The organism is Streptococcus ilei, from assembly GCF_000479335.1.
Classification (GTDB): Bacteria; Bacillota; Bacilli; order Lactobacillales; family Streptococcaceae; genus Streptococcus; species Streptococcus ilei.
Genome location: NC_022584.1, coordinates 71,808 through 96,715, shown reverse-complemented (window position 1 = coordinate 96,715; position 24,908 = coordinate 71,808). Strand labels below are relative to the sequence as shown.

The 24,908-nt window shown below is 42.2% G+C and carries 29 protein-coding genes; 8 read left to right on the top strand and 21 right to left on the bottom strand.

The genetic code is table 11. The features are described 5' to 3' along the window. Positions 1 to 9: 9 nt before the first annotated feature. The 11 genes from N596_RS00575 to N596_RS00525 all read right to left on the bottom strand — a co-directional run bounded on the left by N596_RS00575 (position 10) and on the right by N596_RS00525 (position 6,153). Entirely contained in the window at positions 10 to 294 is a 285-nt protein-coding gene (locus N596_RS00575) for a hypothetical protein (protein WP_023026516.1), read from the bottom strand. A gap of 97 nt (positions 295 to 391) precedes the next feature. Beyond that, positions 392 to 832 (bottom strand): hypothetical protein, encoded by a 441-nt coding sequence (locus N596_RS00570; protein ID WP_023026515.1) that lies wholly within the window; start codon positions 830 to 832, stop codon positions 392 to 394. Positions 833 to 845: 13 nt separating this feature from the next. After that, on the bottom strand, positions 846 to 1,493 hold the full coding sequence (locus N596_RS00565; RefSeq protein ID WP_258025870.1) for a hypothetical protein: 648 nt from the start codon (positions 1,491 to 1,493) through the stop codon (positions 846 to 848). A 172-nt stretch (positions 1,494 to 1,665) separates the two neighbouring features. Continuing rightward, a complete protein-coding gene (locus tag N596_RS00560; RefSeq protein ID WP_023026511.1) occupies positions 1,666 to 2,292 on the bottom strand; it encodes a hypothetical protein in 627 nt (208 codons plus the stop codon). 16 nt (positions 2,293 to 2,308) lie between these two features. After that, positions 2,309 to 2,821 (bottom strand): Imm26 family immunity protein, encoded by a 513-nt coding sequence (locus tag N596_RS00555; protein WP_042361005.1) that lies wholly within the window; start codon positions 2,819 to 2,821, stop codon positions 2,309 to 2,311. A 19-nt stretch (positions 2,822 to 2,840) separates the two neighbouring features. Next, entirely contained in the window at positions 2,841 to 3,275 is a 435-nt protein-coding gene (locus N596_RS00550; protein ID WP_258025869.1) for an immunity protein, read from the bottom strand. Positions 3,276 to 3,453: 178 nt separating this feature from the next. Next, entirely contained in the window at positions 3,454 to 3,792 is a 339-nt protein-coding gene (locus N596_RS00545) for a DUF7716 domain-containing protein (protein WP_023026507.1), read from the bottom strand. Between the two features lie 176 nt (positions 3,793 to 3,968). Then, positions 3,969 to 4,667 (bottom strand): 3-oxoacyl-ACP reductase, encoded by a 699-nt coding sequence (locus tag N596_RS00540; RefSeq protein WP_023026505.1) that lies wholly within the window; start codon positions 4,665 to 4,667, stop codon positions 3,969 to 3,971. Then, complete coding sequence (locus N596_RS00535) at positions 4,660 to 4,896, bottom strand: DUF2829 domain-containing protein (protein ID WP_000141913.1); 237 nt, start codon at positions 4,894 to 4,896, stop codon at positions 4,660 to 4,662. Before N596_RS00535 ends, N596_RS00540 begins: the two co-directional genes overlap by 8 nt. Positions 4,897 to 4,996: 100 nt before the next feature. Continuing rightward, the gene (locus N596_RS00530) at positions 4,997 to 5,827 is read right to left on the bottom strand and encodes a hypothetical protein (RefSeq protein ID WP_023026503.1); all 831 of its coding nucleotides are present in this window, start codon (positions 5,825 to 5,827) and stop codon (positions 4,997 to 4,999) included. Beyond that, entirely contained in the window at positions 5,824 to 6,153 is a 330-nt protein-coding gene (locus tag N596_RS00525) for a PadR family transcriptional regulator (protein WP_023026501.1), read from the bottom strand. Before N596_RS00525 ends, N596_RS00530 begins: the two co-directional genes overlap by 4 nt. A 233-nt stretch (positions 6,154 to 6,386) precedes the next feature. Between N596_RS00525 and N596_RS00520 the strand changes: the two genes are divergently transcribed. Then, positions 6,387 to 8,351 (top strand): peptide ABC transporter substrate-binding protein, encoded by a 1,965-nt coding sequence (locus N596_RS00520; RefSeq protein ID WP_023026499.1) that lies wholly within the window; start codon positions 6,387 to 6,389, stop codon positions 8,349 to 8,351. A gap of 109 nt (positions 8,352 to 8,460) precedes the next feature. On the opposite strand, the gene N596_RS00515 is transcribed toward N596_RS00520, so the two are convergent. From N596_RS00515 to N596_RS00505, 3 genes are all read right to left on the bottom strand, one after another. Beyond that, positions 8,461 to 10,452 (bottom strand): FtsX-like permease family protein, encoded by a 1,992-nt coding sequence (locus N596_RS00515; protein WP_023026497.1) that lies wholly within the window; start codon positions 10,450 to 10,452, stop codon positions 8,461 to 8,463. Beyond that, the gene (locus N596_RS00510) at positions 10,445 to 11,212 is read right to left on the bottom strand and encodes an ABC transporter ATP-binding protein (RefSeq protein ID WP_006597128.1); all 768 of its coding nucleotides are present in this window, start codon (positions 11,210 to 11,212) and stop codon (positions 10,445 to 10,447) included. The genes N596_RS00515 and N596_RS00510 overlap by 8 nt, the downstream gene beginning before the upstream one ends. 175 nt (positions 11,213 to 11,387) lie before the next feature. Further along, entirely contained in the window at positions 11,388 to 11,645 is a 258-nt protein-coding gene (locus tag N596_RS00505) for a SemiSWEET family transporter (RefSeq protein ID WP_003011864.1), read from the bottom strand. Positions 11,646 to 11,925: 280 nt separating this feature from the next. On the opposite strand from N596_RS00505, the gene N596_RS00500 reads away from it, so the two are divergent. Next, complete coding sequence (locus N596_RS00500; RefSeq protein WP_003006096.1) at positions 11,926 to 12,189, top strand: SemiSWEET family transporter; 264 nt, start codon at positions 11,926 to 11,928, stop codon at positions 12,187 to 12,189. Positions 12,190 to 12,468: 279 nt separating this feature from the next. Here N596_RS00500 and N596_RS00495 read toward each other — a convergent pair whose 3' ends face one another. The 5 genes from N596_RS00495 to N596_RS00480 form a co-directional block, all read right to left on the bottom strand. Beyond that, complete coding sequence (locus tag N596_RS00495) at positions 12,469 to 14,454, bottom strand: FtsX-like permease family protein (RefSeq protein ID WP_023026494.1); 1,986 nt, start codon at positions 14,452 to 14,454, stop codon at positions 12,469 to 12,471. Continuing rightward, positions 14,455 to 15,213, bottom strand: a complete 759-nt coding sequence (locus tag N596_RS00490; protein WP_023026492.1) for an ABC transporter ATP-binding protein — start codon at positions 15,211 to 15,213, stop codon at positions 14,455 to 14,457. Positions 15,214 to 15,228: 15 nt separating this feature from the next. Then, on the bottom strand, positions 15,229 to 15,357 hold the full coding sequence (locus tag N596_RS10300; RefSeq protein WP_023026490.1) for a hypothetical protein: 129 nt from the start codon (positions 15,355 to 15,357) through the stop codon (positions 15,229 to 15,231). A gap of 157 nt (positions 15,358 to 15,514) precedes the next feature. Then, a complete protein-coding gene (locus N596_RS00485; RefSeq protein WP_023026488.1) occupies positions 15,515 to 16,489 on the bottom strand; it encodes a sensor histidine kinase in 975 nt (324 codons plus the stop codon). Further along, positions 16,482 to 17,159: a response regulator transcription factor gene (locus tag N596_RS00480; protein WP_023026486.1), complete on the bottom strand. Its 678-nt coding sequence runs from the start codon at positions 17,157 to 17,159 to the stop codon at positions 16,482 to 16,484. Before N596_RS00480 ends, N596_RS00485 begins: the two co-directional genes overlap by 8 nt. A 184-nt stretch (positions 17,160 to 17,343) precedes the next feature. Between N596_RS00480 and N596_RS00475 the strand changes: the two genes are divergently transcribed. The 4 genes from N596_RS00475 to N596_RS10400 all read left to right on the top strand — a co-directional run bounded on the left by N596_RS00475 (position 17,344) and on the right by N596_RS10400 (position 20,070). Then, positions 17,344 to 18,501 carry a DUF2974 domain-containing protein gene (locus N596_RS00475; protein ID WP_023022521.1) on the top strand — a complete coding sequence of 386 codons (1,158 nt, stop codon included), beginning with the start codon at positions 17,344 to 17,346 and terminating at the stop codon, positions 18,499 to 18,501. Between the two features lie 184 nt (positions 18,502 to 18,685). Continuing rightward, positions 18,686 to 19,252 carry a helix-turn-helix domain-containing protein gene (locus N596_RS00470; RefSeq protein WP_023023319.1) on the top strand — a complete coding sequence of 189 codons (567 nt, stop codon included), beginning with the start codon at positions 18,686 to 18,688 and terminating at the stop codon, positions 19,250 to 19,252. Then, positions 19,183 to 19,818: an IS3 family transposase gene (locus tag N596_RS09510; RefSeq protein WP_081698214.1), complete on the top strand. Its 636-nt coding sequence runs from the start codon at positions 19,183 to 19,185 to the stop codon at positions 19,816 to 19,818. Before N596_RS00470 ends, N596_RS09510 begins: the two co-directional genes overlap by 70 nt. A 15-nt stretch (positions 19,819 to 19,833) precedes the next feature. Continuing rightward, positions 19,834 to 20,070 carry an IS3 family transposase gene (locus N596_RS10400; RefSeq protein ID WP_373364507.1) on the top strand — a complete coding sequence of 79 codons (237 nt, stop codon included), beginning with the start codon at positions 19,834 to 19,836 and terminating at the stop codon, positions 20,068 to 20,070. Positions 20,071 to 20,420: 350 nt separating this feature from the next. Here the strand turns inward: N596_RS10400 and N596_RS00460 are convergent, their stop codons facing one another. Continuing rightward, complete coding sequence (locus N596_RS00460; RefSeq protein ID WP_023026484.1) at positions 20,421 to 21,689, bottom strand: DUF6287 domain-containing protein; 1,269 nt, start codon at positions 21,687 to 21,689, stop codon at positions 20,421 to 20,423. Between the two features lie 175 nt (positions 21,690 to 21,864). On the opposite strand from N596_RS00460, the gene N596_RS00455 reads away from it, so the two are divergent. Together N596_RS00455 and N596_RS00450 are read left to right on the top strand one after the other, a co-directional pair. After that, positions 21,865 to 22,386, top strand: a complete 522-nt coding sequence (locus N596_RS00455; RefSeq protein ID WP_023022517.1) for a DUF2975 domain-containing protein — start codon at positions 21,865 to 21,867, stop codon at positions 22,384 to 22,386. Positions 22,387 to 22,396: 10 nt separating this feature from the next. After that, entirely contained in the window at positions 22,397 to 22,603 is a 207-nt protein-coding gene (locus N596_RS00450; RefSeq protein ID WP_003006064.1) for a helix-turn-helix domain-containing protein, read from the top strand. A gap of 216 nt (positions 22,604 to 22,819) precedes the next feature. Here the strand turns inward: N596_RS00450 and metG are convergent, their stop codons facing one another. Then, positions 22,820 to 24,811: a methionine--tRNA ligase gene (metG, locus tag N596_RS00445; RefSeq protein ID WP_023026482.1), complete on the bottom strand. Its 1,992-nt coding sequence runs from the start codon at positions 24,809 to 24,811 to the stop codon at positions 22,820 to 22,822. Between the last annotated feature and the right edge of the window lie 97 nt (positions 24,812 to 24,908).

Sequence of the window (24,908 nt, the reverse complement as noted above, 5' to 3'; positions counted from 1 at the left end):
AACTGACGATTACGTTTCATTCTGACCGCTAGCGACAGCCTGAGTCCAAATTCGTTCAAATTCCTCTTGACTAATCTTGATGGAGTCTGATAGATCCAACTCATCTTTTCGACCATCATAGAGTAGAAACCCTACTTCTGGAACATAATCCTGTAGGCAAGAAGAAGCATAAGAGTGCCCATTCAAAACGTTAATTTGTCGACTTGCACGCTGACCAGTAAACTCTGTATAAATAACTCCTAGACCTGACATAAACTCACTATTGCCATAATAATAATATTCTTTTTCACACATTAGAACCACCTTTACCATTTGTCTCTACAAGAATGGCATTCTTTCCTCTTTGCCTCTTTCATCGACTAATTCTATGTTCATTTTCAATTTATAGAATCTACCGGTTCTTAGCCTTATTCTCCAAGACTCTCACTTCTACTTTATCCTCCGCTAAATGGAGATCCAGTACTTTTTCCTGGTCTCGAAAGAAAAGTGTCAGGTCTCTGGTAGAAAATTCAGTAGAATAAGAGGGCAAAAATTCATCCAAAGACTCCATTTGAAACAAGACGTAAACTGGTGAAAACTCCCAAAAAACTAGGATAAACCGACTGCTATTGCCAACAAGACTTTGAATCGACCTACTTAGATCTTTAGTAATAAGGTCGGCAGGAAACTCATAAAGGCAAGCAATCGGAGAGTCTATAGGATTCAACTCACCGGAATACCAAGCAATTTCTTTCGGTTTAGTGGTCAGAAAATGGACATCCTTTATCCCCTTCAAACTCTTGATTCGTCTTTCCACTTTTAATAAGGATAATTTCTTTTTTACGTCACTCATTGTTCTTGCTCCATCATTCTGAAACAGAAATTTTGCTCACAATCTCATTCTGTTTATCCAACAGATATAGGAAGTTCCCTTTTGCTTCCAGTTTACCAAGTTTAGCCCCATAATCCATCTCATGAGGAGGGCAGGATTGAATCAACTGATGGATAGTCTTGTCCTTATGTTCTATCTTCCAAAACAAATCCACCTTATCAAGCTGGTGCTCCACTTGAATAGAATAGGTCGTGGAGTGGATCTTCTTCCTTTTCCACTCCCAGCTATTTTCATAATCATTTTTCTCTATTTCACTTCGTACATCCTCTATCAAGGAGCATGGAATAGAGAGTTCCTGAAACACGCGCTTCACCCCTTTTAGCAAGGCTTCCAAGAGCATCTTTTTCTGATCCAATGGGCTTAAGGTTTCATAGCTAGAAAAATCAAATAAGACCTGGACAGTATAGGCACCAAGTAGGTTCATGATAGCTGGATTGCTAATCGTATCTACACACTCTACGATGATTTTCCAACAATCCTTGGTCACAACTGGTTTGAAGAGGCGCTCTACCATAGAGGTCATACATTTGGATTTATATACGAACTCTCTTCGCAGGTCTTTCCAATTCTGTCGGTAGTCCTCAACTCTAGCTTCCTCGTATGTTAGTGTAGCTGAGTCCATTAGCTCCTCAATCCTCTGACGATTTTCCACATAGGGCCTATCTAGTTCAAAATATTGTAACTTCATATTTGTGATCTCGCAGTGTTTTTCTTGTATAAAGGTCCATCCTTAAGTCAAGGTCCAATGTTTGTACTCTTTTAAATAAGTAATAGTTTTTTCCTTTAAATAGACTTTAAAAGAGACTAATCCTCCTGCCGTCCTTTCCTTTTGTAACGTCATTGATTAAGTCCTTGACGGTAGATATATCGAACTGACGGGAAAAGTCTACAATTTTCTCTCGATTTTTCTCAGAAAATAAATAAGATGCTGCTAAAATAAATAAAAATGGATTTGTGACTTTGCCAATATGCTCAAGGTATTTAGGCTGAGTTACATAAGACATAATTTTGTTAAAATCATCATCTTTAAGTACTATCTTTTTCATATAAATAGCAGCACAAGCACCTGCAACTTGCGAGAAGTTATTCGATTCCAAGGACTCATAAACAAAAGACAAGTTCTCTGTTTCTAAATTTTCTAAATAAGCAATCGCTACTGCTAGAGAGCGGTAGGTTACAGGTGTTGGGATGTCTCTCAGCAGTAATGACTTGAGATAGGTGACTTCTTCTGTACAATCCGTTGCGGCTATGGCGTAGAGTAAGTACATTTGTGATTCCCATGATTTAGGTTTTTCCATCTCCCCTTCCAAGGCCTGATGCAAAAATGGTCCATATCCTTTTAGTTTGCCCTTTAAAATTTTCTTAGCTGCTTTTTTTACCAAGGGCGTACGTCCTGAAGTTAACTCATCTACATAGTCCATCTAAAACTCCTTTATTTCATCTGCTTGCCAGTTCTTCTTCCAATATTCTGTTATAAACTATACTTCCGACACAGGCTTCCCAGTCCAGCTCCTCAACTTCTTCCCTAGAAAAAATCTTAGGTTCTGTCCTACCATCTATCCAGACCTTCCCAAAGTGAGGACCATTTGGATCTCCCCATTTAAAGGCTAAATCCTTAAAAGGGCTTGGATCAAAATCCACTTGATGACCAATTATCTGCCAAGACCATACTGGACTTCGATCAAACAAGGTGTAAGAATCTACAATGATGGGCTTACCTATAAATTGAGCACGATTTAGCTCCTCAACTGTTATAGTAGGACTTGCTTGAAAGATATCGAAAAATTGGATGACATGACCAACGTTCACTTTTCCAATAATTTGACCAAATACAAAAATTTTCTCCAAAAATTGATAGCAAAAAATATCACCAATTTTAATAAATCGGAGTTTTGTTCTTGGCTTTTCATTCCACTCACGAATCTTTATCTGGGGCAATTTTTTCTCCATGATTAATTTAATTCTATTCCTACTGCTCTTTATTTAAGATATGAAAGAGATCATCTCTTAGTACAATTCCATCGTCTTCTATCAAATAGGCCATGTGCTCCCAGAAGGGCAATTCTTGTTCAGGGTGAGCTTCCAAGGCAAGTACTTGATTCTTCAAGTTTACTGCAATCTCTTCGACTTCAACTTGCTCAATTTCATAAAATTTTGCTTTTAAAAGAAAGAGTGCTGATAGAAAAAGCGAATAAGAGGAAACAAAAGCTTGCAAGGAAGAATTGACATAAATCCTCGCTTCTTGAAAAACTTCCCTTCCTTCTTGATTGCAAAGTAAAAAGATTTGCTCCTCTTCTCCAATGACAAAAAATCCTAAAAAACACCGGCCAACAAACCTATAACTCTCCTGATTTTTCCTTAGTTCGACTAGTTCGTCACCTGCTTTAACAAAAGAAAAACCCATTTTGGAATAATCTTCTAAATAAGCAAAGAGGTTGAAACGAATCTCATCAAGACGAAATGGTTTCTCCTCTGAAGTTACCACAGAAAAGCCGTGCTCCTTCACGAATTCATCGATATTGACTGTCATTTTTCTCCTTATCACTATCAGTCATTGAATACCATTTCTCTAATCGGCCTAGCTAATCTTCAAATGGCATAAAGCTATCATGCTGCTGATAATAATTAAAAGCCTCGACCAAGTCATTGTGACTAGCATTTGGTTTTTCCTCAAGTGCGACTGCAAGAACATCAATCAACTGCTCTCCATAGTAGACTAGCTGCAGATCTTGCTCCGTCACTTCTGTCGGGTAGACATCACGGTCTTCCACGACATCCGGATAATCGGATACCCAATAGAGCCTAGCTAGTGCCAGTTCTCCATCCTCCTTGCCATAGAGGCAAAAATCATCTGATACTAATTGATCTACGCGCACCTGCTCAATTATCTGCTCTAGTGAAAGTTCTTGGTGTTTTCGCATCCCGTCTCCTTTTGAGTCTCTCTTCCCAAAGGCTTTTTTTATTTGACCTCCATATTACAGGTCCCTTTTAGGCTATCATACCATAAGATTTCCTTTCCATAAAGCTAAAATAGAAAATGAGTCCAGCTGTTCAACTAGACTCATTTCATTCTTATCTTTTATGCTTATCTCAGCCCTTACTTCAAACTCCAGCCACCATCAATGGTCAGGATTTGCCCCTGCATGGCAGAGGCCTTCCCACTGGCCAAAAAGAGGCTGACTTCTGCCACTTCTTCTGGCTCTATCCAGCGTTTAATAGGGGTCTCACTAGCCACCCAGTCTGCTAGGCCTCCTGGTTCAAAGTCCGCTGCGGTCATGCCTGTTTTGACAGCACCTGGTGCAATGCCAAAGACTTGAATACCAGCTTCTGCATAATCTAGGGCCAACTGCTTGGTAAAGCCCGCTAGGGCATGCTTGGAGGAGGTATAAGCGTGACCGCCTCCACCCGCTAGGCTAGATGCAATGGAGCACATATTGATGATGATCCCTTGCTTCTTCTCCAACATTTGAGTCAGATAATGCCTTGTCAACTCTACCGGAGTCACATAGTTGATCTCAAAGATCTCCTGAATCTCCTGAGCGCTTTGCTCAAGAAGTGGTTTGTAGTCATCCAAAACGCCGGCCGTATTGCACAAGACGTCGACCTCAGGACACCAGTCAAAAATCGGCGTCAAATCCAAGGTCAAGTCCCGCTGCAAAAAATGGAAAGCCCCTGGCAACTGGGGATCAGCTCCCTGGTCCACCCCATAAACCTGGTAGCCCTTTTCTAGAAAGAGACGAGCTTGAGCCAAACCAATCCCGGAGCTCACGCCCGTAATCAAGACCCGTTTAGTCATGGACTTCCACCCAATCTGTCGCTAAGACATCACAAGGAGTTGGACTCCACATGGAAAATCCTTCGCCTTCACCAGAGACATTAATGAGAAAATAAGGCGTCACTTCTAGAGCCACTCCATTTTGCTCGATGGTATCAAAAAGCTGAACATAGTTCTCTGCTCCACCCCAACCCGTACGGACATATTTCTTTTTTGCCTTTAGTCCCGGCAAGATTTCTTCAAATGTCATCATCTTCTCCTTTGATTTATAGTCCCTTTCATTATAACAAAAATCAAGCTTGCTCGTTGTTTTTCAACAGAAAAAGGGGAGTTTCCTCCCCCTTTTCACTCTATTCACCATTTTCTGTCTTGTTCTTTTTCAAGGCGCGAATCGTGAACCAATAGTAAATCATCAATCCTATAACAATGATTACCGTAGGCAGAATGATAGTCATGGTAGAATTCTGAATTCCTTGCGCCAAGGTCCAGCGATGCAAGAATCCCACTACTAAGAAGGACAGAATAGGAAAGATGAAGGCACGAGCAAACTCTTCTTTCCACTGCCACAGGATAAGTCCTGCACAAGCCCCTGTAATGAGGAAGGTATCCCATGGATTTGGCACTGTTAACCAAGCAATAGCTGGCAAGAAACGGACACCCACTATCTCACTAGCGAAATAGAATCCTAGAACGAAAACGACTGCTACATAAATTGCTTTTTTTGACTTCTCTTCTGCAAAAATAAGGCGACGAAGGAGATAGAATAGTAACCCAACGACTAAAATACCTAAAATACTATCCGTTAGATAGACGAGTGGCTTGAGAACCAGGACTGCTTGCGAAGCAAAATCACTTAAGAGGCGATAGAAAATCACAATTCCCGAGACAATCGCACCATATTTCAGAACAGAGCGCGTGGATTCTTTGGGCATATTCTCTAGGATTTGGTCTGCCATTCCCTTTGGATCCTGTCCAAAATAGTCCTTAGCCGTCAATCCATCTCCGCTTGCTTGCGAAAAATCTAGCGCTAGATTATAGACCTGCTCTCTCAAAGCCTTCTCCTCATATAAGAAACCGGTGAAATTGAAATAATCCCAGAGATCTTGGAAGTAAGCTTGGTCCTCCTGGCTAAAGGTTTCAACCAAAGCCTGCGTTTCTTCATAATAAATAGCTGATGTCATATTGCTTTCCCCTCCTTTTTCACGCGTTCTACTTTAATGACCAGATCCTGCCACTGGTACCAAAATTCCTCTAGGCGCTCTCTTCCAGCATCACTTAGTGAAAAATACTTGCGATCAGGGCCATCTGGAGAGGGCCTCATCTCTCCTATTATAACTCCCTGCTTCTCTAACTTCTGAAGCAAGGGATAAACAGTCCCCGCAACAATCTTATCAAAGCCGGATTCCTTGAGGCTTTGGATCAATTCATAGCCATAGATAGATTTTTTTGAAATAATTTCTAGAACACAACCTTCCAGGACACCCTTTAGCAATTGCGACTCTTTCATCCTTCTCCCCCTTTCTATACAGGCTTCTTTTAGCTAGTTTGTTTTACATACTAGCTCTTTCACTATTAGTATACTCCACCTAAGCTAGTTTGTAAAGCATAATAGTGAAATCTTGAATAAAACTCAATAAATCCGAACAATATGACTAAATATACAATTAATTTCAAAAAAAATTTGCTTTTTATAAAAAAAGGTGTATAATAATACAAAATCTTTATTAAAGGAGATAAGTGATGAAAAAATCTAAACTAGCTTTCCTTGCAGGTGTCACGGTTGCTTCAGCCCTGTTCCTTGCTTCATGTGGATCATCTTCAAAATCTTCTCAGACAAACACTTACTCATACGTGTTTAGTACTGATCCAGATTCTTTGAACTACCTCCTTTCAAACCGTTCTACAACAAGTGACGTTACAACTAACTTGGTTGATGGATTGTTTGAAAATGACCAATATGGTAATCTCGTCCCTGCACTAGCGGAAGATTGGTCTGTCTCTAAAGACGGATTAACCTACACTTATAAACTCCGTAAAGATGCAAAATGGTACGACTCAGAAGGAAACGAATATGCAGATGTCACTGCACAGGACTTCGTCACTTCTCTTAAGTATGTAGCTGACAACAAGTCAGATGCCCTCTACTTGGTTCAAAACTCAGTAGCCGGCCTGGATGACTATGTCACTGGTAAAAATACAGACTTCTCTAAAGTTGGGGTCAAAGCCGTTGATGACCATACCCTCCAATACACCTTGGCTCAACCTGAATCCTTCTGGAATTCTAAATTGACAACTTCGACCATGATGCCTGTCAATGAAAAATTCCTCAAATCTGCAGGTAAAGACTTCGGTAGCGTCAAACCTTCTGGAATCCTTTACAACGGTCCTTACTACTTGAAATCCTTCACTTCCAAATCTTTGATGGAGTTCACCAAGAACGAGAACTACTACGACAAAGACAATGTGAAGATTGAAAATATCAAATTGACCTACTTCGATGGTTCTGACCAAGACTACCTTGCTCGTAACTTCTCTGATGGAAACTTGACCACTGCGCGTCTCTTCCCAACGAGCTCAACATTTAGTACCATTGAGAAAAAATTCAAAGACAATATCGTTTATTCACCACAAGATGCGACTGTCTACTATGTTTACTTCAACGTAAACCGTCAAAACTACGGTCATACTGAGAAAACAACAGACGACCAGAAGAACCAAACCAAAACAGCTCTTCAAAACAAAAACTTCCGTCAAGCCATCAACTTTGCCCTTGATCGTACTTCACTAAGTGCCCAATCAAACGGGAAAGATGGCGCTAGCAAAACCCTTCGTACGCTTCTTGTACCTCCAACATTTGTGCAAGTAGACAACAAAGACTTCGGTAGCGTTGTCGAAGAAAAACTTGCTGCAACAGGAGATGATTGGAAGGATGTCAGCCTAGCTGATGCGCAAGATAGCATGTTCAATGCGGACAAGGCCAAAGCACAATTTGCCAAAGCCAAAGAAGAGCTCCAAGCGCAAGGTGTCCAATTCCCAATCCACATCGACTATGTAGTTGACCAGTCTTCTGCTAGCATTGTGCAACAAGCTGATTCAATGAAAGACTCCATCGAAAAAACATTAGGAAAAGAAAATGTCGTCGTGGATGTTCAGAAAATGTCTACGGAAGATGCGGACAATGCAACCTACTTCGCTCAAAGTCCTGATCAAAAAGACTTTGATATGGATATCGCTGGTTGGGGACCTGACTTCCAAGACCCATCAACTTACTTGGATATCTTCAATCCAGTCGATGGTTCAGCCTTAGCAGGAATGGGAATCAATCCGTCAACTGACCAATCCCTAATTGAAAAACTAGGTTTGAACGAGTACAAACAACTATTGGATGATGCCAATGCGGAACAATTGGATACCAAAACTCGTTATGAAAAATATGCTGTTGCTCAAGCTTGGTTGACAGACAATGCCTTTGCACTTCCTGTCTACTCTAAGGGTGCTGTCCCTTCTATCACGAAGATCAAACCATTTACAAAAGCATTCTCCTTGATTGGTATCAAAGACGGGGCTAGCTACTACAAGTACATGGAATTACAAAGTGATACAGTCACAACGGCTGACTACGACAAAGCTTATAAGAATTGGTTGAAAGAAAAAGAAGAAACCAATAAAAAAGCACAAGAAGAACTTGCAAAACACGTGAAATAATCACGATAAAAACACCGGGGATGTAATCCTCGGTGTTTTTGGTTGAAAAAAGTGTTCCAGTTAATTTCTTCTTCACCTATTTTCCTAAGAGCTTCCATCGTATCAAACGCTACCTCACGACAATCTTCCGATAACTTCTGGAAGTCAGCAGAAAGACGAGGACATAGGAGATGAAAAAGACAGCGCAGATTGCTAAGGTTGTTTGAAGGACCAGTCCCGCATTGGTCGCTCCTAAGATGGCAACGATCTTTGCAATCATCTTGTAGGCTACTCCTAGGTACAAGAAGGAGAAGAATAGTGGAAGGAAAAAGACGGTGAGAATCTGTTTGCGAATGGTGGTGCCGGTTTGCTTTTGGTCCAATCCTACTTGTTGCAAGATCACAAAATTATCCCGATCCTCATGACCCTCTGAAATCTGCTTGTAGTAAATCACGAGAACTGTAGCTAATAGAAAGATGACCGATAGGAAAATCCCAATAAAGAGGAGAGTCCCTGCTGTTTCACGCCACTCCTTCTCTATACTGTATCGTTCATATCCACCAAAATAAGTCGCACCATATTGACTCATTTTGTCTGTCGAATACAGCTCTTTGGTCACGCCACCAGTAAAATCTTTGTTGTCTTTATTTTTGGCATTAATAGAGAATTCTAAATTCTTATCAACTTTTAGACCCAGTTGGTTCAAGTCAGGGAGGACAAGGTACAAACCCATTTGATGTTGAAACAGGTCGGATTGAGGGAGTTTTCCTTGGATAAAATTGGAGTCTAGTTTTTGTTTAATCGTGAAGGTCTTCCCATTGATTTCTAATTGCGAATCTAATTTTCCTGGATACTGATACCCATAGGCTAGGATTTCATTTTCCCCAAGCTCAACTTTTTGACCCGTCAGTTGCTCGTAAGTCGCATGATCAAAAAAGTAGACTGTTCCCTCTGTCTTCATCTCCTGACCAGCTTGTTCATAAACCTCTAAGCTCCTTCCATCAATCTTTCGAATTTCAGCCGACCAGTATGTTGTCTGTGCCACCTGATAATCTGATAGATTTGTCGCATCGGCTGTTTTCTTAATTTGAGCTTGAACATCCTTGATAACCGGTTCTGTCTCAGCATCTGAAGGCATATGCCCCACACTAATCATGTAATCAGAAGGGTAAACAGTATCTAGGTAGTTCTGCCCTCCAATAAAGATATTGAGCGACCCGGTTAAGGTGACCAAGACCATGGTGGAAAGAATACTAATGGTCGCAAGGCCCGCTGCATTTTTTCGCATCCGAGCGATTAAGTTAGAGACGGATATAAAATTCTCTGGCTTGTAATAGTAGGATTTCCTACCTTTGAGAAATCTTAAGAAGGTAATGGAGCCTGCGTTGAATAAGAGATAAGTCGCCAGAATGACCAAAATGACAGCAATAAAGAATCCTTGAACAGCCGCTACCGGACGCTCAACGGTTAGCGCTATATAAAACGCAATTCCTAAGAGCCCAAGTCCTAACAGAGTTTGGACCAGCAAGAAGCGTCCCTTCTTCTCTCCTGCTTTTTTCTGTTGCATGAGGTGGAGGGAACTGTAGCGCAAGAGGCGGAAAGAATTCAACAAGAGAATGAGGCCAAAAGCTAAGGCTAACCCAAGTAAAGTGTCAATGACAGCTCCTAGCTGGAAGGTTGATTGAATGACGACTGGTAGCCCCATACATTTTAGGAGCAAGGCAAAAATCAGGCGATCAAATAAGAGCCCCAAACCTAGTCCTACTCCAACTGTGAGAACATAGAAGAAGAGCAATTCCCATAAGGTCATGATGAGGAGATGCTTCTTCTCCATTCCCAGAACACTGTACAAGCCCAGTTCTTTGGAACGATTTTTCATGACAAAGCCATTGGCATAAGCCACCAAAATGATGACGACCAGCTGGACGACGAAACTACCAAAACCAAGAACAGTTCTCGCCGCCCCCCCTCCGTAAGAATCCTCTAAATGAGGGGTTGATGCCAAAGCGATAAAGCTATAGAGGATCATGGTCGTTAAAATAACAGCCAAGGCAAAAGGGTAATACAGCTTGCGATTTTGTTTGAGGTTAGAAAAGGCTAATTTACTCGATAATTTAAACATCGCTATCCTCCTTACCCGCCATAACCGTCAAAGTATCCGAGATTTCTTGGAACATCTGACGTTCTGTTTTTTCCCCGCGGAAGATCTGGTTGTAGAGAATTCCATCCTTGATAAAGAGCACGCGCTTGGCCCGAGCTGCCGCTGCGGTTGAGTGGGTCACCATGAGGATGGTTTGGCCCATGCTATTAATATCTTCAAAGACATCTAGCAAAGCAGCCGAAGACTTGGAATCCAGCGCCCCTGTTGGCTCATCAGCGAGGAGGATTTCAGGTGAGGTGATAATGGCCCGTGCTACAGCCACCCGTTGCTTTTGCCCACCAGAGATTTCGTAAGGATATTTCTCAAGAAGCTGGTGAATGCCCAATTCCCGACTGACGCCATCCACCTTAGTCATCATTTCCTTGACCGGTCTACGAGAAAGGACCAGAGGCAAGAGGATATTGTCTTTGACAGACAAGGTGTCGAGCAGATTAAAGTCTTGAAAGACAAAGCCTAGTTTTTCCCGACGAAAGCTGGACGCATCCTTGTTCTTGATGGTTGAAGTATCGGTGCCATTGAGGTAGACCCGCCCTTCGGTCGGCTGGTCCAGCATGGCTAGGATGTTAAGGAGGGTCGATTTCCCGGATCCCGATTCCCCCATGATGGCGACGTATTCGCCCTTCTCCACGGTGAAGTGGATATCTTTTAGGGCTTCGACCTGCGTTCCTTGGAAGCGGGTTTTGTAGATTTTTTTCACATGTTGTACATCTAATAAGGCCATTTTCATTCTCCATTTCCATCTAGTTATATGATTGATATTAATAGAACTTCTTACATCTCTATTGTAACGATTTGGAAAGAGATCTACAATAAGCTAACCTTTCATTTTTACCCTGATTTCTTACATTTCTGTAAGGTATTAAAAAACTAGCTTCCATGCGGGAGCTAGTTCCTTCTTATAAGGCTGTGATGGCTGTAATCAACCCAAAGATAATCCCTGGAGCATTGGCTGCAGCAAGTGGGATATCGCGTTCTTTTTTGAAGAGTCCGTAGTAGACCCAAAGACTACAGTTGATGGCTGCCACTAAAGGTTGAATAAAGTTTCCTTTGTGACCAGCGAGATTATCCATAATTTGTGGGAAATAAGAGACATACATCATCACAGACATAAAGGTCGCAACCCAACCAAGAATTTTCATTTGTTTTTCATTCATTTTCAAAATACCTTTCATTTTTTAAGTACGCACTATTCTAACGCTTGCCCTCTTAAAATTCAAGTGCTTTTTTCAAATGTTACCGAACTGTAAAATGTCACAATCTTGTGATTTTGCAGGAAGATGGATTTCTTTTCGAGTGGATTTTCTCTCTAGTTGCCATTTTTTGACACTTTGTCTAATTCTTTTGCAAATGTGATCGTTTTCATTTTGCGTAGCATGCAAATTAATTGCATTATCTTCCTACTTATGCTATTTTGATATACAGAGGTAAAATTTTATGAACAAACAAAAAATCAACCAAATCGTTGGCTCGATCGGTGCCTTTATTGGGATTATCGTTTTCATTGCCTACATCCCACAAATTATTGCCAATTTACAGGGACATAAGGCCCAACCTTTCCAACCCTTGTCAGCTGCTATTTCTTGCTTGATCTGGGTCATTTATGGTTGGACAAAGGAACCTAAAAAAGACTGGATTTTGATTATTCCGAATTCAGCAGGTGTCATCCTAGGAGGATTGACTTTCCTAACATCACTCTAAAAGAAATCGATAAAAAACCGAACTCTAGTGGTTCGGTTTTTTTGTATATCCCTTTGAAAAGCAAAAACAATCGCTGTCGGTTTTCGCACAAAAAGAGGCTGGGACAAAAGTCCTAGCCTCTCAATTATTTTTGGATTGTCGAGCAAGACGCAGTGGTTGAGTGGGCTCTACTACGCTGATTTCATCAGCTTTTACAGCCCTACTCAACTGTGCGGAGGTGGGACGACGAAATCGAATTCTAACGAATTACCGATTTCTGTCCCACTCTCTTCTTTTTCCTTATATCTGCACAATCTTACGATAGCTCCGAGAGGTGATCCAAAAGACAACCAGGTAGGTGACGAGAAAGACGGCACAGACGCTGAGGGTGACGACGAGGACTTGGCTACTATTGATGACACCGAGCACTTTAAGAATAAGGCGGATCATATGGTAGGCAAAGGCCAGGTGGACAAAGGCAAAGATAAGGGGAAGGAAGAAGACGGTCCGCACTTGACGGTTGATGGTCCGTTTGACCTCATCTTCATCAAGTCCCACCTGTTGGAGGATGACAAAGCGGTCACGGTCTTCATAGCCTTCTGAAATTTGCTTGTAGTAGATAACGATGACTGTTCCGACCATAAAGATCAATGACAAGAAAATACCGATAAAGAAGATGCCACCAAAGAGGCTATTCATTTCTCTCACATTATATGCTCGATTGCCTCCATATACAAATTGCATATCTGTCAGCTGGCTACTAAAATCATCAATTAGCTTGTCATAGCTGTCAGCTAACTTAAGTTGGTGTTCTTCATCGATATTGACATTGAAACCACCATAGATTTGGGTAACGACAGCAAGGTTCGGAAACTTGGCAACAAAGGCTGAAAGGTCAGGTACGATCAGGTAATTGAAATCCTCTGTCAGCATATTGAAGATGTTTGGGACATGATCGGTGATAAAATCCTTGGTCACTTCTTCCTTGACTTGAAAGTCTTGCCCATTAATAGTAAACTGCTTTTGCCCTTTCAGAGCCTTGTTGTGGGCAAAGAGGATGACTTGGTTGCCAGTCAGATCGACGTCTTCTCCTGTCATCTGCTCATAGCTAGCTGCATCAAAGACCAGAAAGACTGTTCTCGGTCTGACATCGTGTTCATCATCAGGATAGACCGTGAAGTCTGTGCCCTTTTGGGATTCGACCCCAAAGGTGGCATAGTTCATCAGGTCACGATTTTTGATCTCAAGTTGGTGCTCAGAAGCAAACTCATCAAATTTCTGATTGATTAACTCCAAATCCACGCCTTTTCCTTGAATGGAGAAATCATGTGGATTCATGATTTTCTTGATCATTTCACCACCGATATAGATGTTGGTGGCAGCAGATATAGTCACCAATACCATGGTTGAGAGGATGGCAATGGTCGCAAGGCCCACTGCATTTTTCTTCATGCGATAGATGAGGTTAGAGACCGAGATCATGTTGTTGGGTTGGTAATAATAACTCTTCTTTTTCTTAAGCAGATGCAAGAAGACGGTGATCCCTGCATTAAAGAGCAGGTAGGTCCCAATCATAACCAAGACAACTGCTAGAAAGAAGGTTACAATCGCAGACATGGGGTCTTTGACAGACAAAGCTAGGTAGTAGCCAAAACCGAGAGAAGCTAAACCCAGGATGGTTTGGGGCCACAAAAAGCGAGCTTTCTTTTCACCACTCGCTTTCTCACGAGTCAATTGCAGGGCATTCAAACGAAGAATGCGCCAAGCGTTGAGAAGAACCAAGAGGGCAAAGATGAGGCCAAAGGTAACAAAGACTGCGACCACAATCCCAGGTTGGAAGGTAGATACTAGCTGGACCTTCATCTTCATCAGTTTCAAGAGAAAGGCAAAGATCAGCTTGTCAAAGAGGGCGCCGATCAAGATACCGCTTGAGATAGTCACAAAACCAAAAATCAAGAGTTCTTTGAAGATCATGCTGATGAGATGCCGCTTTTCAAGGCCCAGCATGCTGTAGAGTCCCAGCTCCTTGGAGCGGTTTTTCATGACAAAGCTATTAGCATAGAGCACGATGATGGCTCCAGCAGCATTGACCACAAACAGTCCCAAGCCTAGGGTGAAGAGTATGGAAGATCCCCCTCGCAGCTTAGAAATGTTGGGATTAAAGGTCAGGGAGTCAAAGAGGTAGGCGATGGTCACTGCGAGAATGACCGCAATCGCAAAGGGATAATAGAGCTTGCGGTTCTTGATGAGATTGGAGCAAGCTAATTTAGTGGTTAATCGAAACATCTACTCCACCTCACTTGCCATGACCGTCAAGGTATCCGAGATTTCTTGGAACATCTGACGTTCTGTTTTTTCCCCACGGAAGATCTGGTTGTAGAGAATCCCATCCTTGATAAAGAGCACGCGCTTGGCCCTCGCTGCGGCTGCGGTTGAGTGGGTCACCATGAGAATGGTTTGGCCCATGGTGTTGATATCTTCAAAGACATCTAGCAAAGCAGCCGAAGACTTAGAATCCAGTGCCCCTGTTGGCTCATCCGCAAGGAGGATTTCTGGTGAGGTAATGATGGCCCGCGCTACGGCTACCCGTTGCTTTTGTCCACCAGAGATTTCGTAAGGGTACTTTTCCAATAGCTGGTGAATGCCCAACTCCCGACTTACGCTATCGACCTTGCTCATCATTTCCTTGACTGGTCTGCGAGAAAGGACCAATGGCAAGAGGATATTGTCCTTGACAGACAAGGTGTCGAGCAGGTTAAAGTCTTGAAAGACAAAGCCTAGTTTTTCGCGACGGAAGCTGGACGCATCCTTGTTCTTGATGGTCGAGGTGTCTATGCTATTTAGGTAGACCCGTCCTTCCGTCGGCTGGTCCAGCATGGCTAGGATATTGAGGAGAGTGGATTTCCCGGACCCTGACTCCCCCATGATTGCGACATACTCCCCTTTTTCAACAGTGAAGTGAATGTCCTTTAGGGCTTCGACCTGCGTTCCTTGAAAGCGGGTTTTGTAAATTTTTTTGATATGTTGAACGTCTAGTAATGACATGCTTTTCTCCTTTTACTAGTAGATCAAGAAAAATTCTTGGGTTTGTTGTAGGACTTGGCGACCAAATTCCGCCTTTTCCAAATCGGTTTTCTTATTTGGTTTCTTAATCTTTTTGGGTTCTTTCATCCAATTCAAGAGTTTCATTTTCTTGACCTCCTTTATTTGATGAGACTATTGTATAAAAAATAAAAGGTGGTCGCCATAACCTAACCTTTCATTTTTAAAATCTAATCTTACATTTTTGTCATTTTCAAATAAAAGAGAACCTGAGGGAAAGAATCATTAGTATCGACGAGTTCCCCTAATCCATCACCAACTTTTTCTCTTCAAAACGTATGGCAACAGTCGTGCCTTGACCAACCTGAGACGTCATATGAATCTGGTGTCCTAGCTGATCGGCAATCTTTTTAGTTAGGTAGAGGCCTAGTCCTGAAGATTGCTGAGTCAGATGACCATTGTAGCCGGAGAAGCCCCGCTCAAAGACACGGAGTATATCGCTATCCTTGATTCCGATCCCACTATCTTTGATATATAGGGTCTGGTCATCGAAATAGATCTCAATCCCGCCAGCACTGGTATACTTGAGGCTATTAGACAGCAATTGCTCGATGATGACCAAGAGCCACTTGCGATCGGTAATGACAGCGACATCTAAGTCATGCAGATCCACCGTCAATCCCTTTTGGATAAAGAAGATAGCGTACTTTCTCACCACTTCTTTGACCAGCTCTTCGAGTGGAACACGCTTAAGCACCAAATCATCGTGAAAGCTTTCGAGTCTCAGATATTGGAGGACCAGATTGGCATAGGAGTCAATCTTAAAGAGCTCCTGCTCCATTTGTTTTCTCAGGTCGCTGTCTTCTATATTTTGAACCAGGAGTTGGCTGGCCGCAATAGGTGTCTTAATCTGGTGGACCCAGAGAGTATAGTAATCCATCAGGTCATTATAGGCCTCTAGACTCACCGTGGTTTGCTCACGCTGGGCTTGCTGACTGCTTGCTAGCTTCTGACTCAAGACCATTTCTAGAGGGGTCTCAGCTACTCCCTCCCCATAGAGCACTTCCTTCCGATAGGCCTGATACCCAGTGGCTACATCCCACATAATGAGAAGAAGGCTCAAAAAAGCCAAAATGCCAGTCAGGTAGAGAAGAAAATTGCGGTAGCCTTCGAATATATAGGCAAACAAAACAAGAGAAGAAAGGAGTAAACCGATCAAATAGAGATAGCGGCGATGAGAGATTAGATAGTGTTTGACAAATAAGAATCGATTACCCATTGCTCAACCCGTATCCTATCCCTTTTTTCGTTTCGATAAAATTCTCCAGTCCTGCTTCTTCGAGTTTCTTCCGAAGTCTAGCTACATTGACCGAGAGGGTGTTGTCATCAATAAAGAAGTCACTGTTCCATAGTTCCTTCATCAGATCATCCCGAGCCACTACACTTCCAGCTTTTTCAAAAAGGATGCGAAGGATTTGAAATTCATTTTTGGTCAGATTAACTACTTCTCCCTCGTAGACCAGATCCATGGATTTGAGATTGAGGATGGCCCCCCGGTGTTCTAACAAATCTTGATCAGTTCCAAACTCATAAGAACGACGAAGAAGCCCCTGGATTTTTGCCAGGAGGACATTGGGATCAAATGGCTTGGTCACATAGTCATCTCCTCCCATATTGATGGCCATGACGATGTCCATCGCTTGATCGCGTGAGGATAAAAACATGATCGGGACTTTAGACACCTTACGAATTTCCTGGCACCAATGATAACCATTATAAAGAGGAAGGCCGATATCCATCAATATCAGATGAGGATTAGTTTGGACGAAGGTGCCCAATACATCCATAAAATCATCAACTGCAATGACCTCAAAGCCCCACTGTTCCATGATTTTCTTTACCTGTTGGCGAATGGTTTCATCATCTTCGACAAGAAGAATTTTATGCATGCTCTTTCCTGCTCTTTCTTACTAGAGTATTACCCTTTCATTATATCAAATTATCCAAGGAGCACACATATTTTTCGACATCTCGACTTATAGGTTACTCCCTTTGGTCAATTACCTATTTTTACTGAGGGGCTTTTCCGGTATTTTATGCTATACTGAACATACAGATACAAAGGAGAATCTCATGTCCACGATTTTTGATTATCTAGACCATGTCACCTATGATTCAATTTACGATCGCCCTTTTAAGGAACTGGATGTCCTCGCACTAACGGAGCTGACCTATCTTCCTTTTGATCGGATTGTTCCCCAAGGAGATACGACCAATATTGAAGTCCGCTTGTCTGATGTGACAGAGCTGGTCGATCGAACGACTAATTTCACCGTGACGAATCAACACCTGCAGTTAGTAGATAAGTTGGCCACATCCAAACGCTTTAGGAATGTCAAACTTCTTAACTATGTCGACGAATACGACCCTGATGTTCAAAAGCAGTTTGCGGCGATGACCTATCGTCTTACCATGGATGTTTATTTAGTTGTCTATAGAGGGACGGATGATACCTTGATCGGCTGGAAGGAAGACTTCCACATGACCTATATGGACCATGTCCCATCTCAGAGGCGTGCAGCCAGCTACCTACAACATGCCATGAAGGAATTTCCTAAAGGACGCTTTATGGTAGCCGGCCACTCCAAAGGAGGCAATCTCGCAGCCTACGCCTGCTCTTACCTTCCAGATCATCTGATTGAACGGGTCAACGCCATCTACTGTTACGACGCTCCTGGCCTCAACAAGGCCATTATCGAAACGGAGGGCTATCAACGAATCGCGCACCTCGTTCACCGCTTTGTCCCGCAAGGGTCCATCGTTGGGATGATGCTGGAAGTTCCTGAGCCTGCTAAGATTGTCAAAACCCGTGCCTTTGGTGGCTTTGCCCAGCATGACGCCTTTACTTGGATGGTTGAAAAGGATGGATTTGTGACACTAGATCAAACCAGTCCTGATAGCCAGCAGACCGTCGAGACCCTGAAGCAGTGGGTTCGCGAAACATCGGCGGATGAGCGCAAGAAGTTCTTTGATACTTTTTTTGGCATTTTTCTGGACGCCGGCATCACTTCGATTAATGATTTGATGAACTTGAAAAATTTCTCCAAGATCAAAGAAATCTTTCAAAATGCTCAGGACCTAGATCCAACAGAAAGGGAAATGCTAGAACGTCTAGCCAAGCAACTCCTCGATACCCGTGTCCAAGCTTGGAAAAAATGGCAGACGGTTCCCCGCATCCTAGTTCAAATGGCTGCATTTTTCAAACGAAAAAAAGCCGTCGAGTCTTCCTAACCTCTGCTTCTTGAGCACAAAGAGTGACCATTTCAACTCTATTTTATGAAATGGAACAATATCGTTTAGATCAAAAGGTGTAAACGATTTTTTATAGAAAGAGAATGAATTGAAGTAAAACAAAACCCAGGAAATCATTGATATGTACCCTCTTTACTGGACACCCAGTAAGGAGGGTATTTTCATGCGTTACAGTCATGAGTATAAGTTAGAGTGTATTGAGCTATATAGAAAAGGAATATGGCCTGAAACACCAGAAGGAATAAAAACATCAAACTTTCATCTAATGGTTCGATACTGGGCTCGTATCGAAGAAGAAAATGGACCAGATGCATTAAAGCACTTAGGTAATAACAAAGTGTGGACCCCTGAAGCGAAATATGAATTAGTTGCTAAAGTATTAGCAGGACAATCCAACAAGTCAGTTGCTGTTTCTGCAGGTATAAATAATGGAATGCTATATACCTGGGTTCGCAAATACAAAGAATTAGGTTACAATGGTCTTGTGAATAAAAAGAAAGGTCGCAAGAGTAAGAACCCTGTTATGAAAAAGAAAACGATTAAGCCCAAACCTTTAACTGAATCAGAACGTGAAGAGTTAATCAGACTGAGAGAAGAAATTGCGGCAATGAAAGCGGAGATTGAAGTAGTAAAAAAAAGGATCGCCTTGAGGCAAGAAAGATGGGCTGCGCAACTCAAGGCGAAAAAGCAGCAATCATCAAAGCGCTCAGAGAAGAAGGATACCAATTAAAGCACCTACTAAAAGGTTTAAATATGCCTAAATCAACTTACTACTACGAAATCAGTAAAGTTGATACTGTAGACTTTAGAAATATTAAGCTCACTGAAGAAATCAAGAAAATATTTAGCCAGCATAAAGGTAGATATGGTGTGAGAAGAGTGTATAGAGAGCTCTTAAGACGTGGAAATTCTGTCAATCATAAAAGAGTAGAACGTATCATGCATTCACTTGGATTGCAAGGCAAAAGACCTAAAGAAAAGTATCACTCATTCAAGGGTGAAGTAGGTAAAGTAGCACCAAACATAATAGATAGAGACTTTACAGCAACAGCACCACTTCAGAAGTGGACAACTGATGTATCTCAGTTTAACTTTTCATGGGGAAAGTGTTACCTTTCTCCGATAATTGATATGTACACAAATGAAGTTATTTCATATGACTTGTCGATGAGTCCAAACCTAAATCAAATCAAGAGAATGCTAGAGATGGCGTTTAAAAAGTTCAAATCACTTACAGGATTAATATTTCATTCAGATCAAGGATGGCAATATCAACACAACTACTATCGTCAGTAACTAAAAAACAGGGGAATTATCCAATCAATGTCTAGACGTGGCAATTGTATAGATAATTGCATTATGGAAACATTCTTTGGACGTCTAAAGAATGAAATGTACTACAGCTACGAGAAAGAATATGAATCATTTGAGAGCTTTTCAAAAGCACTAGATGAATACATAAGTTATTACAACAATGAAAGAATACAAGGAAAAACAAAATGGATGCCACCTGTAATGTACAGGATAGCATCCATGTGTTCCACTTAGTTCATAACATGTGTCCAGGATTCTGGGTACATATCACATAGTTCCTGGGTTTTGAATGTAGACAAACTACTTTTTTACATAAAATAGCTAAATGATTCTTCAAAAGGATGACTTCTATTTTTAAATTTATTTAAGTAGAATTAAAACTTTCCGCAGTGAGAAAAGTGAGGCTGGGACAAAAGTCCCAGCCTCTCAATTGTCTTTGGATTGTCGAGCAAGACGCAGTGGTTGAGTGGGCTCTACTACGCTGATTTCATCAGCTTTTACAGCCCTACTCAACTGTGCGGAGGTGGGACGACGAAATTGAATTCTAACGAATGACCGATTTCTGTCCCACTCTCTTTCGCTTCTTATTGACGATAGAAGTATTGATCTGCTGGATAGTTTCCAGCTGATTGGGTAACAACTAAGCGAGGTTTGCTCTTATCTGACTGGTCTCCATCAGGATTTTCAAAACCAATCTTAAAGAGGCCAACTGCCACTCCTGTTTCTCCCACACGTAGATCTACATAAGGGACTTTACTTGTCTTATCCGAGTTCGGCACTGCTTTTAATCTTCCTTGGCCCTTTACAGTTCCATCTTCTTGGATGACCATCTCCTGGCCTTTAGCATTGCGCCATGTCCCTGCTAGACTTGAGAAGTCTCCACTATTGATGGCCGTAATATCAAGGTCTGCGTCCTTCTTAGGCTCTGGATAGGCTTCCCACCATTTGTCTTGGTAGGCTTGGAAGGAGGCTTGATGGTAGAAGATGCGTCTCAAAGGCGACACGACACCATCAGGACCTTGAACATTTTCAGGAATCAAGGTGACAATCAATTCCTGACCAGGAGTTTCTCCACTTGTACCAGCTTGGACAAAGTAAACCTGATAGGTCGATCCAGCTTTCTTCGGTTTCTTATCTTTATTGAGGACAAATTGGACATTGCTAGCTCCACTCCAGAAGCTCCATCCCTTATCCTGATCAGAGTAGATAGAAGGGAAGACAGTAGTCCGATGATTATAATAATCTTCTGGACTATAGCCATACAACTTAAAGCCAGAATCTGCGATCTGCTTTTCAATCGATTCATTGGAATAACTTCCTGAGAAGGTTGTCAAATCCCCATCCAATACCGCATCATCTGGATTCGTCGACTTGAAGAAATCCTTCCGATTGGCAAAGACCATCTCATGATCGGGGTCTTTATCTGACATAGTTACCGTAATGAGGGGATCCTTATCTGATTGGTATTTAAAGATACGCACAGTGACGGTGAAATCAGTATTTCCATCAGACTTTTTCATCTGACTAGTAGAAACTTTATTGGCACCTTCTACTTTGAAATCCGTTGAGAACGTTGCTGAAACAGCACCATCATCTGTTTGATAATCAATTTTCCAAGATTTCCCATCTTTCTGTATCTTGGCCTTATCACGCGCGCTAGAGACATATTCACCAGACAAATCGATGGCTTTTTCCTTAGATGAGGACGAGGTCTTCGAGGTCTGGTTGAACTCTTTTTGATGATCCGGTTGGATATTGGAGCTAGAGTAGAGATAGACTCCTCCAATTAGAACCACTGCACTCACAAAAGCGATGATCATCCAAAGATATTTCTTATCTAACTTTTTGATCATTTCAATACCTCCTTGAAATGGTAGTTACCTATTAGTATACCTTAAATTCTATTTAAAGCAAACTTTGACCGAATTTCATAAATTTTTTATCGTTTTTCGATACTTTTTTATTGACTTATTTTTTATAAAGAGTATACTATAAGTAAATAATAAATAAACTTTAAGGAGGCTTGCGATGAAAAACTCAAAAACCTTAAAAAATGTTATTGAAGTCTTAACGGCTTTCATTTACTTCTGTGGCTTTATGACTGTGGCAGCACTGGTCATCCACCTGCTTTCACGGATGGGTGTGTTTAAGGATCTCGTTCAATCTGGGCGCTTGTCCTTTGAGGTGAATGGCATCCAGCTTTTCCCAAAACATCTGCAACCCCTATGGCAGTTGCTCTTCCCACTAGCCTCAAGTGCTATTTATATTCTTCTTCTCATCACCATTCGTAGCTTCCTCCAAAATCTCTACCAAGAAAAGATCTTTTCTCACTCCAACATTGATCTTTGCAACCGAGCTTGGAAGATCTTATTGGTCTTGTCCTTTATGTCTGGTACACTTGAAACCAGTGGCGACGTTTATCTCCTTCCCTTTACCTTCCAATTGACCTTTAATACGGGACTCCTCCTCGCTGTCCCAATTGTCTGGGTCCTTGGCAAGATTTTAGAGAGAGGAATTGCGATCGCTGAAGAAAATGAGCTGACCATTTAAGGAGGGGACCATGATTATCGTCAATCTAGATGTCATGCTGGCCAAGCGAAAGATGAAATCCAATGAGCTAGCTGACAAAATCGGCATCACTACCGCCAACCTCTCCATCCTTAAGACAGGCAAGGCCAAAGCTATCCGCTTCACCACCCTTGAAGCTATCTGCAAAGAACTGGACTGCCAGCCCGGAGATATCCTGGAATACCGGCCAGATGAATAGGAAATATCTTAAGAAAAGTAATTGGAGACTTTCCTTAGGTGAGGACGGACGGTAGCGAATCCCTCTGGGATTCCATACCTAAAATTTGAGCCTACTGTCTCAAATCTTCCGAGAGTCTGAAACGAAACTGTTTCAGACTCTTTTCTCACTGATGAAAACTATAGCGATACAACAAAAGCACTCCCGCGGGAGTGCTTTTAGTATACAATCATCAGTTTAGCCAATGATGCTGCCATTTAGCACAGATGGATCAACGGTTAAGACTGTTAATTGATCCCCGTGTTCTGCAGAAAGAATCATGCCTTGGCTGACATATTTCTTCATCATCTTACGTGGTTTGAGGTTGGCCACGATTTGGAGTTTCTTGCCGACCAATTCTTGTTCATTTGGATAGAATTTTGCGATACCAGAGAGGATTTGACGGTCTTCGCCATCTCCTGCATCTAGGCGGAAGCGAAGCAATTTGTCAGATCCTTCGACGCGTTCAACTTCTTTGACCTCTGCCACACGGATTTCGACCTTGTCAAAGTCTTCAAATTTAATCTCATCTTTTTCAGACTTGAGTTCCACTTCTTCTGGAATCCATTCTTTTTCTTCTGTTTTACCAGCAGTCATTTGAGATTGGATGTAGGCAATTTCTTCATCCATATCCAGGCGAGGGAAGATTGGAGTTCCTTTGGCAACTACTGTGACATTTTCAGGGAAGCCTGCTAGGGTCAAGTTCTCAAGATCGAAGTCCAAGCCCAAGCCAAGTTGTTCCATAATGGCATTTGAGGTGTTCATCATGAATGGTTGGATGAGGTGAGCTACGACACGGAGACTTGCTGCCAAGTGAGCCATGACCGCTGCCAATTGTTCCTTGTCACCATCTTCTTTAGCAAGTACCCAAGGAGCAGTCTCATCGATGTACTTGTTGGTACGAGAGATGATGTTCCATACTGCTTCCAAAGCGCGTGGGTAATCAACCGCGTTCATTTGCTTGTGGTATTCAGCGATGTTTTCTTCGACTACCTTGGCCAAATCTGCATCAAATGCAGTGGCATTTTCGATATAAGCAGGGACTTGACCACCAAAGTACTTGTTGATCATGGCCACCGTCCGGTTGAGGAGGTTTCCAAGGTCATTGGCCAATTCATAGTTGATGCGAGCCACATAGTCTTCTGGTGTGAAAGTACCATCTGAACCAACTGGCAGACTGCGCAAGAGGTAGTAGCGAAGCGGATCCAAGCCAAAGCGTTCCACCAACATTTCTGGGTAGATGACATTTCCTTTAGACTTAGACATCTTACCGTCTTTCATGACAAACCAACCATGGGCAATCAAGCGATCTGGCAATTTGATATCGAGCATCATGAGAAGGATTGGCCAGTAGATAGAGTGGAAACGAAGAATGTCTTTTCCAACCATGTGGAAGACCGTTCCGTTCCAGAATTTGTCAAAGTTGCCATGCTGCTCTTGACCATAACCAAGTGCCGTCACGTAGTTGAGAAGGGCGTCAATCCATACATAGACTACGTGTTTTGGATTGGATGGGACTGGGACTCCCCAGGTAAAGGTGGTCCGAGATACCGCCAAGTCTTCCAAACCGGGTTCGATGAAGTTTTTCAACATTTCATTGAGACGGCCATCCGGCGTGATGAAATCCGGTTGGGACTTGAAAAATTCGACCAAGCGGTCTTGGTATTTGCTGAGGCGAAGGAAATAAGATTCTTCAGAAACCCATTCTACTTCGTGACCTGATGGCGCTACCCCACCGATGACTTTACCATTCTCATCACGGTAAACCTCAGCCAATTGGCTTTCTGTAAAGAACTCTTCATCAGAGACTGAATACCAACCAGAGTATTCACCCAGGTAGATGTCATCTTGCGCAAGTAGGCGTTCAAAGACTTGGGCCACCACTTTTTCATGGTAATCGTCAGTCGTACGGATGAATTTATCATATGAGATATCGAGTAATTGCCAGAGTTCTTTCACTCCAACCGCCATCCCATCTACATAAGCTTGTGGCGTAATCCCAGCTTCCTCTGCTTTTTGCTGGATCTTTTGCCCGTGCTCATCGAGACCAGTCAGGTAGAAAACATCGTAGTTCATCATGCGTTTGTAACGCGCCAAGACGTCACAGGCAATGGTTGTATAAGCTGAACCAATATGCAATTTACCAGATGGGTAATAGATAGGGGTTGTGATGTAGAATGATTTTGTCATTTTCTTTTCCTTTCAAGGCTAATGAAACCTTATGTACTAACACTTCATTATATCATTTTTAGGAGGCCCTGAAAACCAAAAAAGCGCTAGGGGACTA

Coding starts and splice junctions, on each gene's coding strand:
- N596_RS00575 (WP_023026516.1), bottom strand. CDS start 294: ATGTGTGAAAAAGAATATTATTATTATGGCAATAGTGAGTTTATGTCA.
- N596_RS00570 (WP_023026515.1), bottom strand. CDS start 832: ATGAGTGACGTAAAAAAGAAATTATCCTTATTAAAAGTGGAAAGACGA.
- N596_RS00565 (WP_258025870.1), bottom strand. CDS start 1,493: ATGGACTCAGCTACACTAACATACGAGGAAGCTAGAGTTGAGGACTAC.
- N596_RS00560 (WP_023026511.1), bottom strand. CDS start 2,292: ATGGACTATGTAGATGAGTTAACTTCAGGACGTACGCCCTTGGTAAAA.
- N596_RS00555 (WP_042361005.1), bottom strand. CDS start 2,821: ATGGAGAAAAAATTGCCCCAGATAAAGATTCGTGAGTGGAATGAAAAG.
- N596_RS00550 (WP_258025869.1), bottom strand. CDS start 3,275: ATGGGTTTTTCTTTTGTTAAAGCAGGTGACGAACTAGTCGAACTAAGG.
- N596_RS00545 (WP_023026507.1), bottom strand. CDS start 3,792: ATGCGAAAACACCAAGAACTTTCACTAGAGCAGATAATTGAGCAGGTG.
- N596_RS00540 (WP_023026505.1), bottom strand. CDS start 4,667: ATGACTAAACGGGTCTTGATTACGGGCGTGAGCTCCGGGATTGGTTTG.
- N596_RS00535 (WP_000141913.1), bottom strand. CDS start 4,896: ATGACATTTGAAGAAATCTTGCCGGGACTAAAGGCAAAAAAGAAATAT.
- N596_RS00530 (WP_023026503.1), bottom strand. CDS start 5,827: ATGACATCAGCTATTTATTATGAAGAAACGCAGGCTTTGGTTGAAACC.
- N596_RS00525 (WP_023026501.1), bottom strand. CDS start 6,153: ATGAAAGAGTCGCAATTGCTAAAGGGTGTCCTGGAAGGTTGTGTTCTA.
- N596_RS00520 (WP_023026499.1), top strand. CDS start 6,387: ATGAAAAAATCTAAACTAGCTTTCCTTGCAGGTGTCACGGTTGCTTCA.
- N596_RS00515 (WP_023026497.1), bottom strand. CDS start 10,452: ATGTTTAAATTATCGAGTAAATTAGCCTTTTCTAACCTCAAACAAAAT.
- N596_RS00510 (WP_006597128.1), bottom strand. CDS start 11,212: ATGGCCTTATTAGATGTACAACATGTGAAAAAAATCTACAAAACCCGC.
- N596_RS00505 (WP_003011864.1), bottom strand. CDS start 11,645: ATGAATGAAAAACAAATGAAAATTCTTGGTTGGGTTGCGACCTTTATG.
- N596_RS00500 (WP_003006096.1), top strand. CDS start 11,926: ATGAACAAACAAAAAATCAACCAAATCGTTGGCTCGATCGGTGCCTTT.
- N596_RS00495 (WP_023026494.1), bottom strand. CDS start 14,454: ATGTTTCGATTAACCACTAAATTAGCTTGCTCCAATCTCATCAAGAAC.
- N596_RS00490 (WP_023026492.1), bottom strand. CDS start 15,213: ATGTCATTACTAGACGTTCAACATATCAAAAAAATTTACAAAACCCGC.
- N596_RS10300 (WP_023026490.1), bottom strand. CDS start 15,357: ATGAAACTCTTGAATTGGATGAAAGAACCCAAAAAGATTAAGAAACCA.
- N596_RS00485 (WP_023026488.1), bottom strand. CDS start 16,489: ATGGGTAATCGATTCTTATTTGTCAAACACTATCTAATCTCTCATCGC.
- N596_RS00480 (WP_023026486.1), bottom strand. CDS start 17,159: ATGCATAAAATTCTTCTTGTCGAAGATGATGAAACCATTCGCCAACAG.
- N596_RS00475 (WP_023022521.1), top strand. CDS start 17,344: ATGTCCACGATTTTTGATTATCTAGACCATGTCACCTATGATTCAATT.
- N596_RS00470 (WP_023023319.1), top strand. CDS start 18,686: ATGCGTTACAGTCATGAGTATAAGTTAGAGTGTATTGAGCTATATAGA.
- N596_RS09510 (WP_081698214.1), top strand. CDS start 19,183: ATGGGCTGCGCAACTCAAGGCGAAAAAGCAGCAATCATCAAAGCGCTC.
- N596_RS00460 (WP_023026484.1), bottom strand. CDS start 21,689: ATGATCAAAAAGTTAGATAAGAAATATCTTTGGATGATCATCGCTTTT.
- N596_RS00455 (WP_023022517.1), top strand. CDS start 21,865: ATGAAAAACTCAAAAACCTTAAAAAATGTTATTGAAGTCTTAACGGCT.
- N596_RS00450 (WP_003006064.1), top strand. CDS start 22,397: ATGATTATCGTCAATCTAGATGTCATGCTGGCCAAGCGAAAGATGAAA.
- metG (WP_023026482.1), bottom strand. CDS start 24,811: ATGACAAAATCATTCTACATCACAACCCCTATCTATTACCCATCTGGT.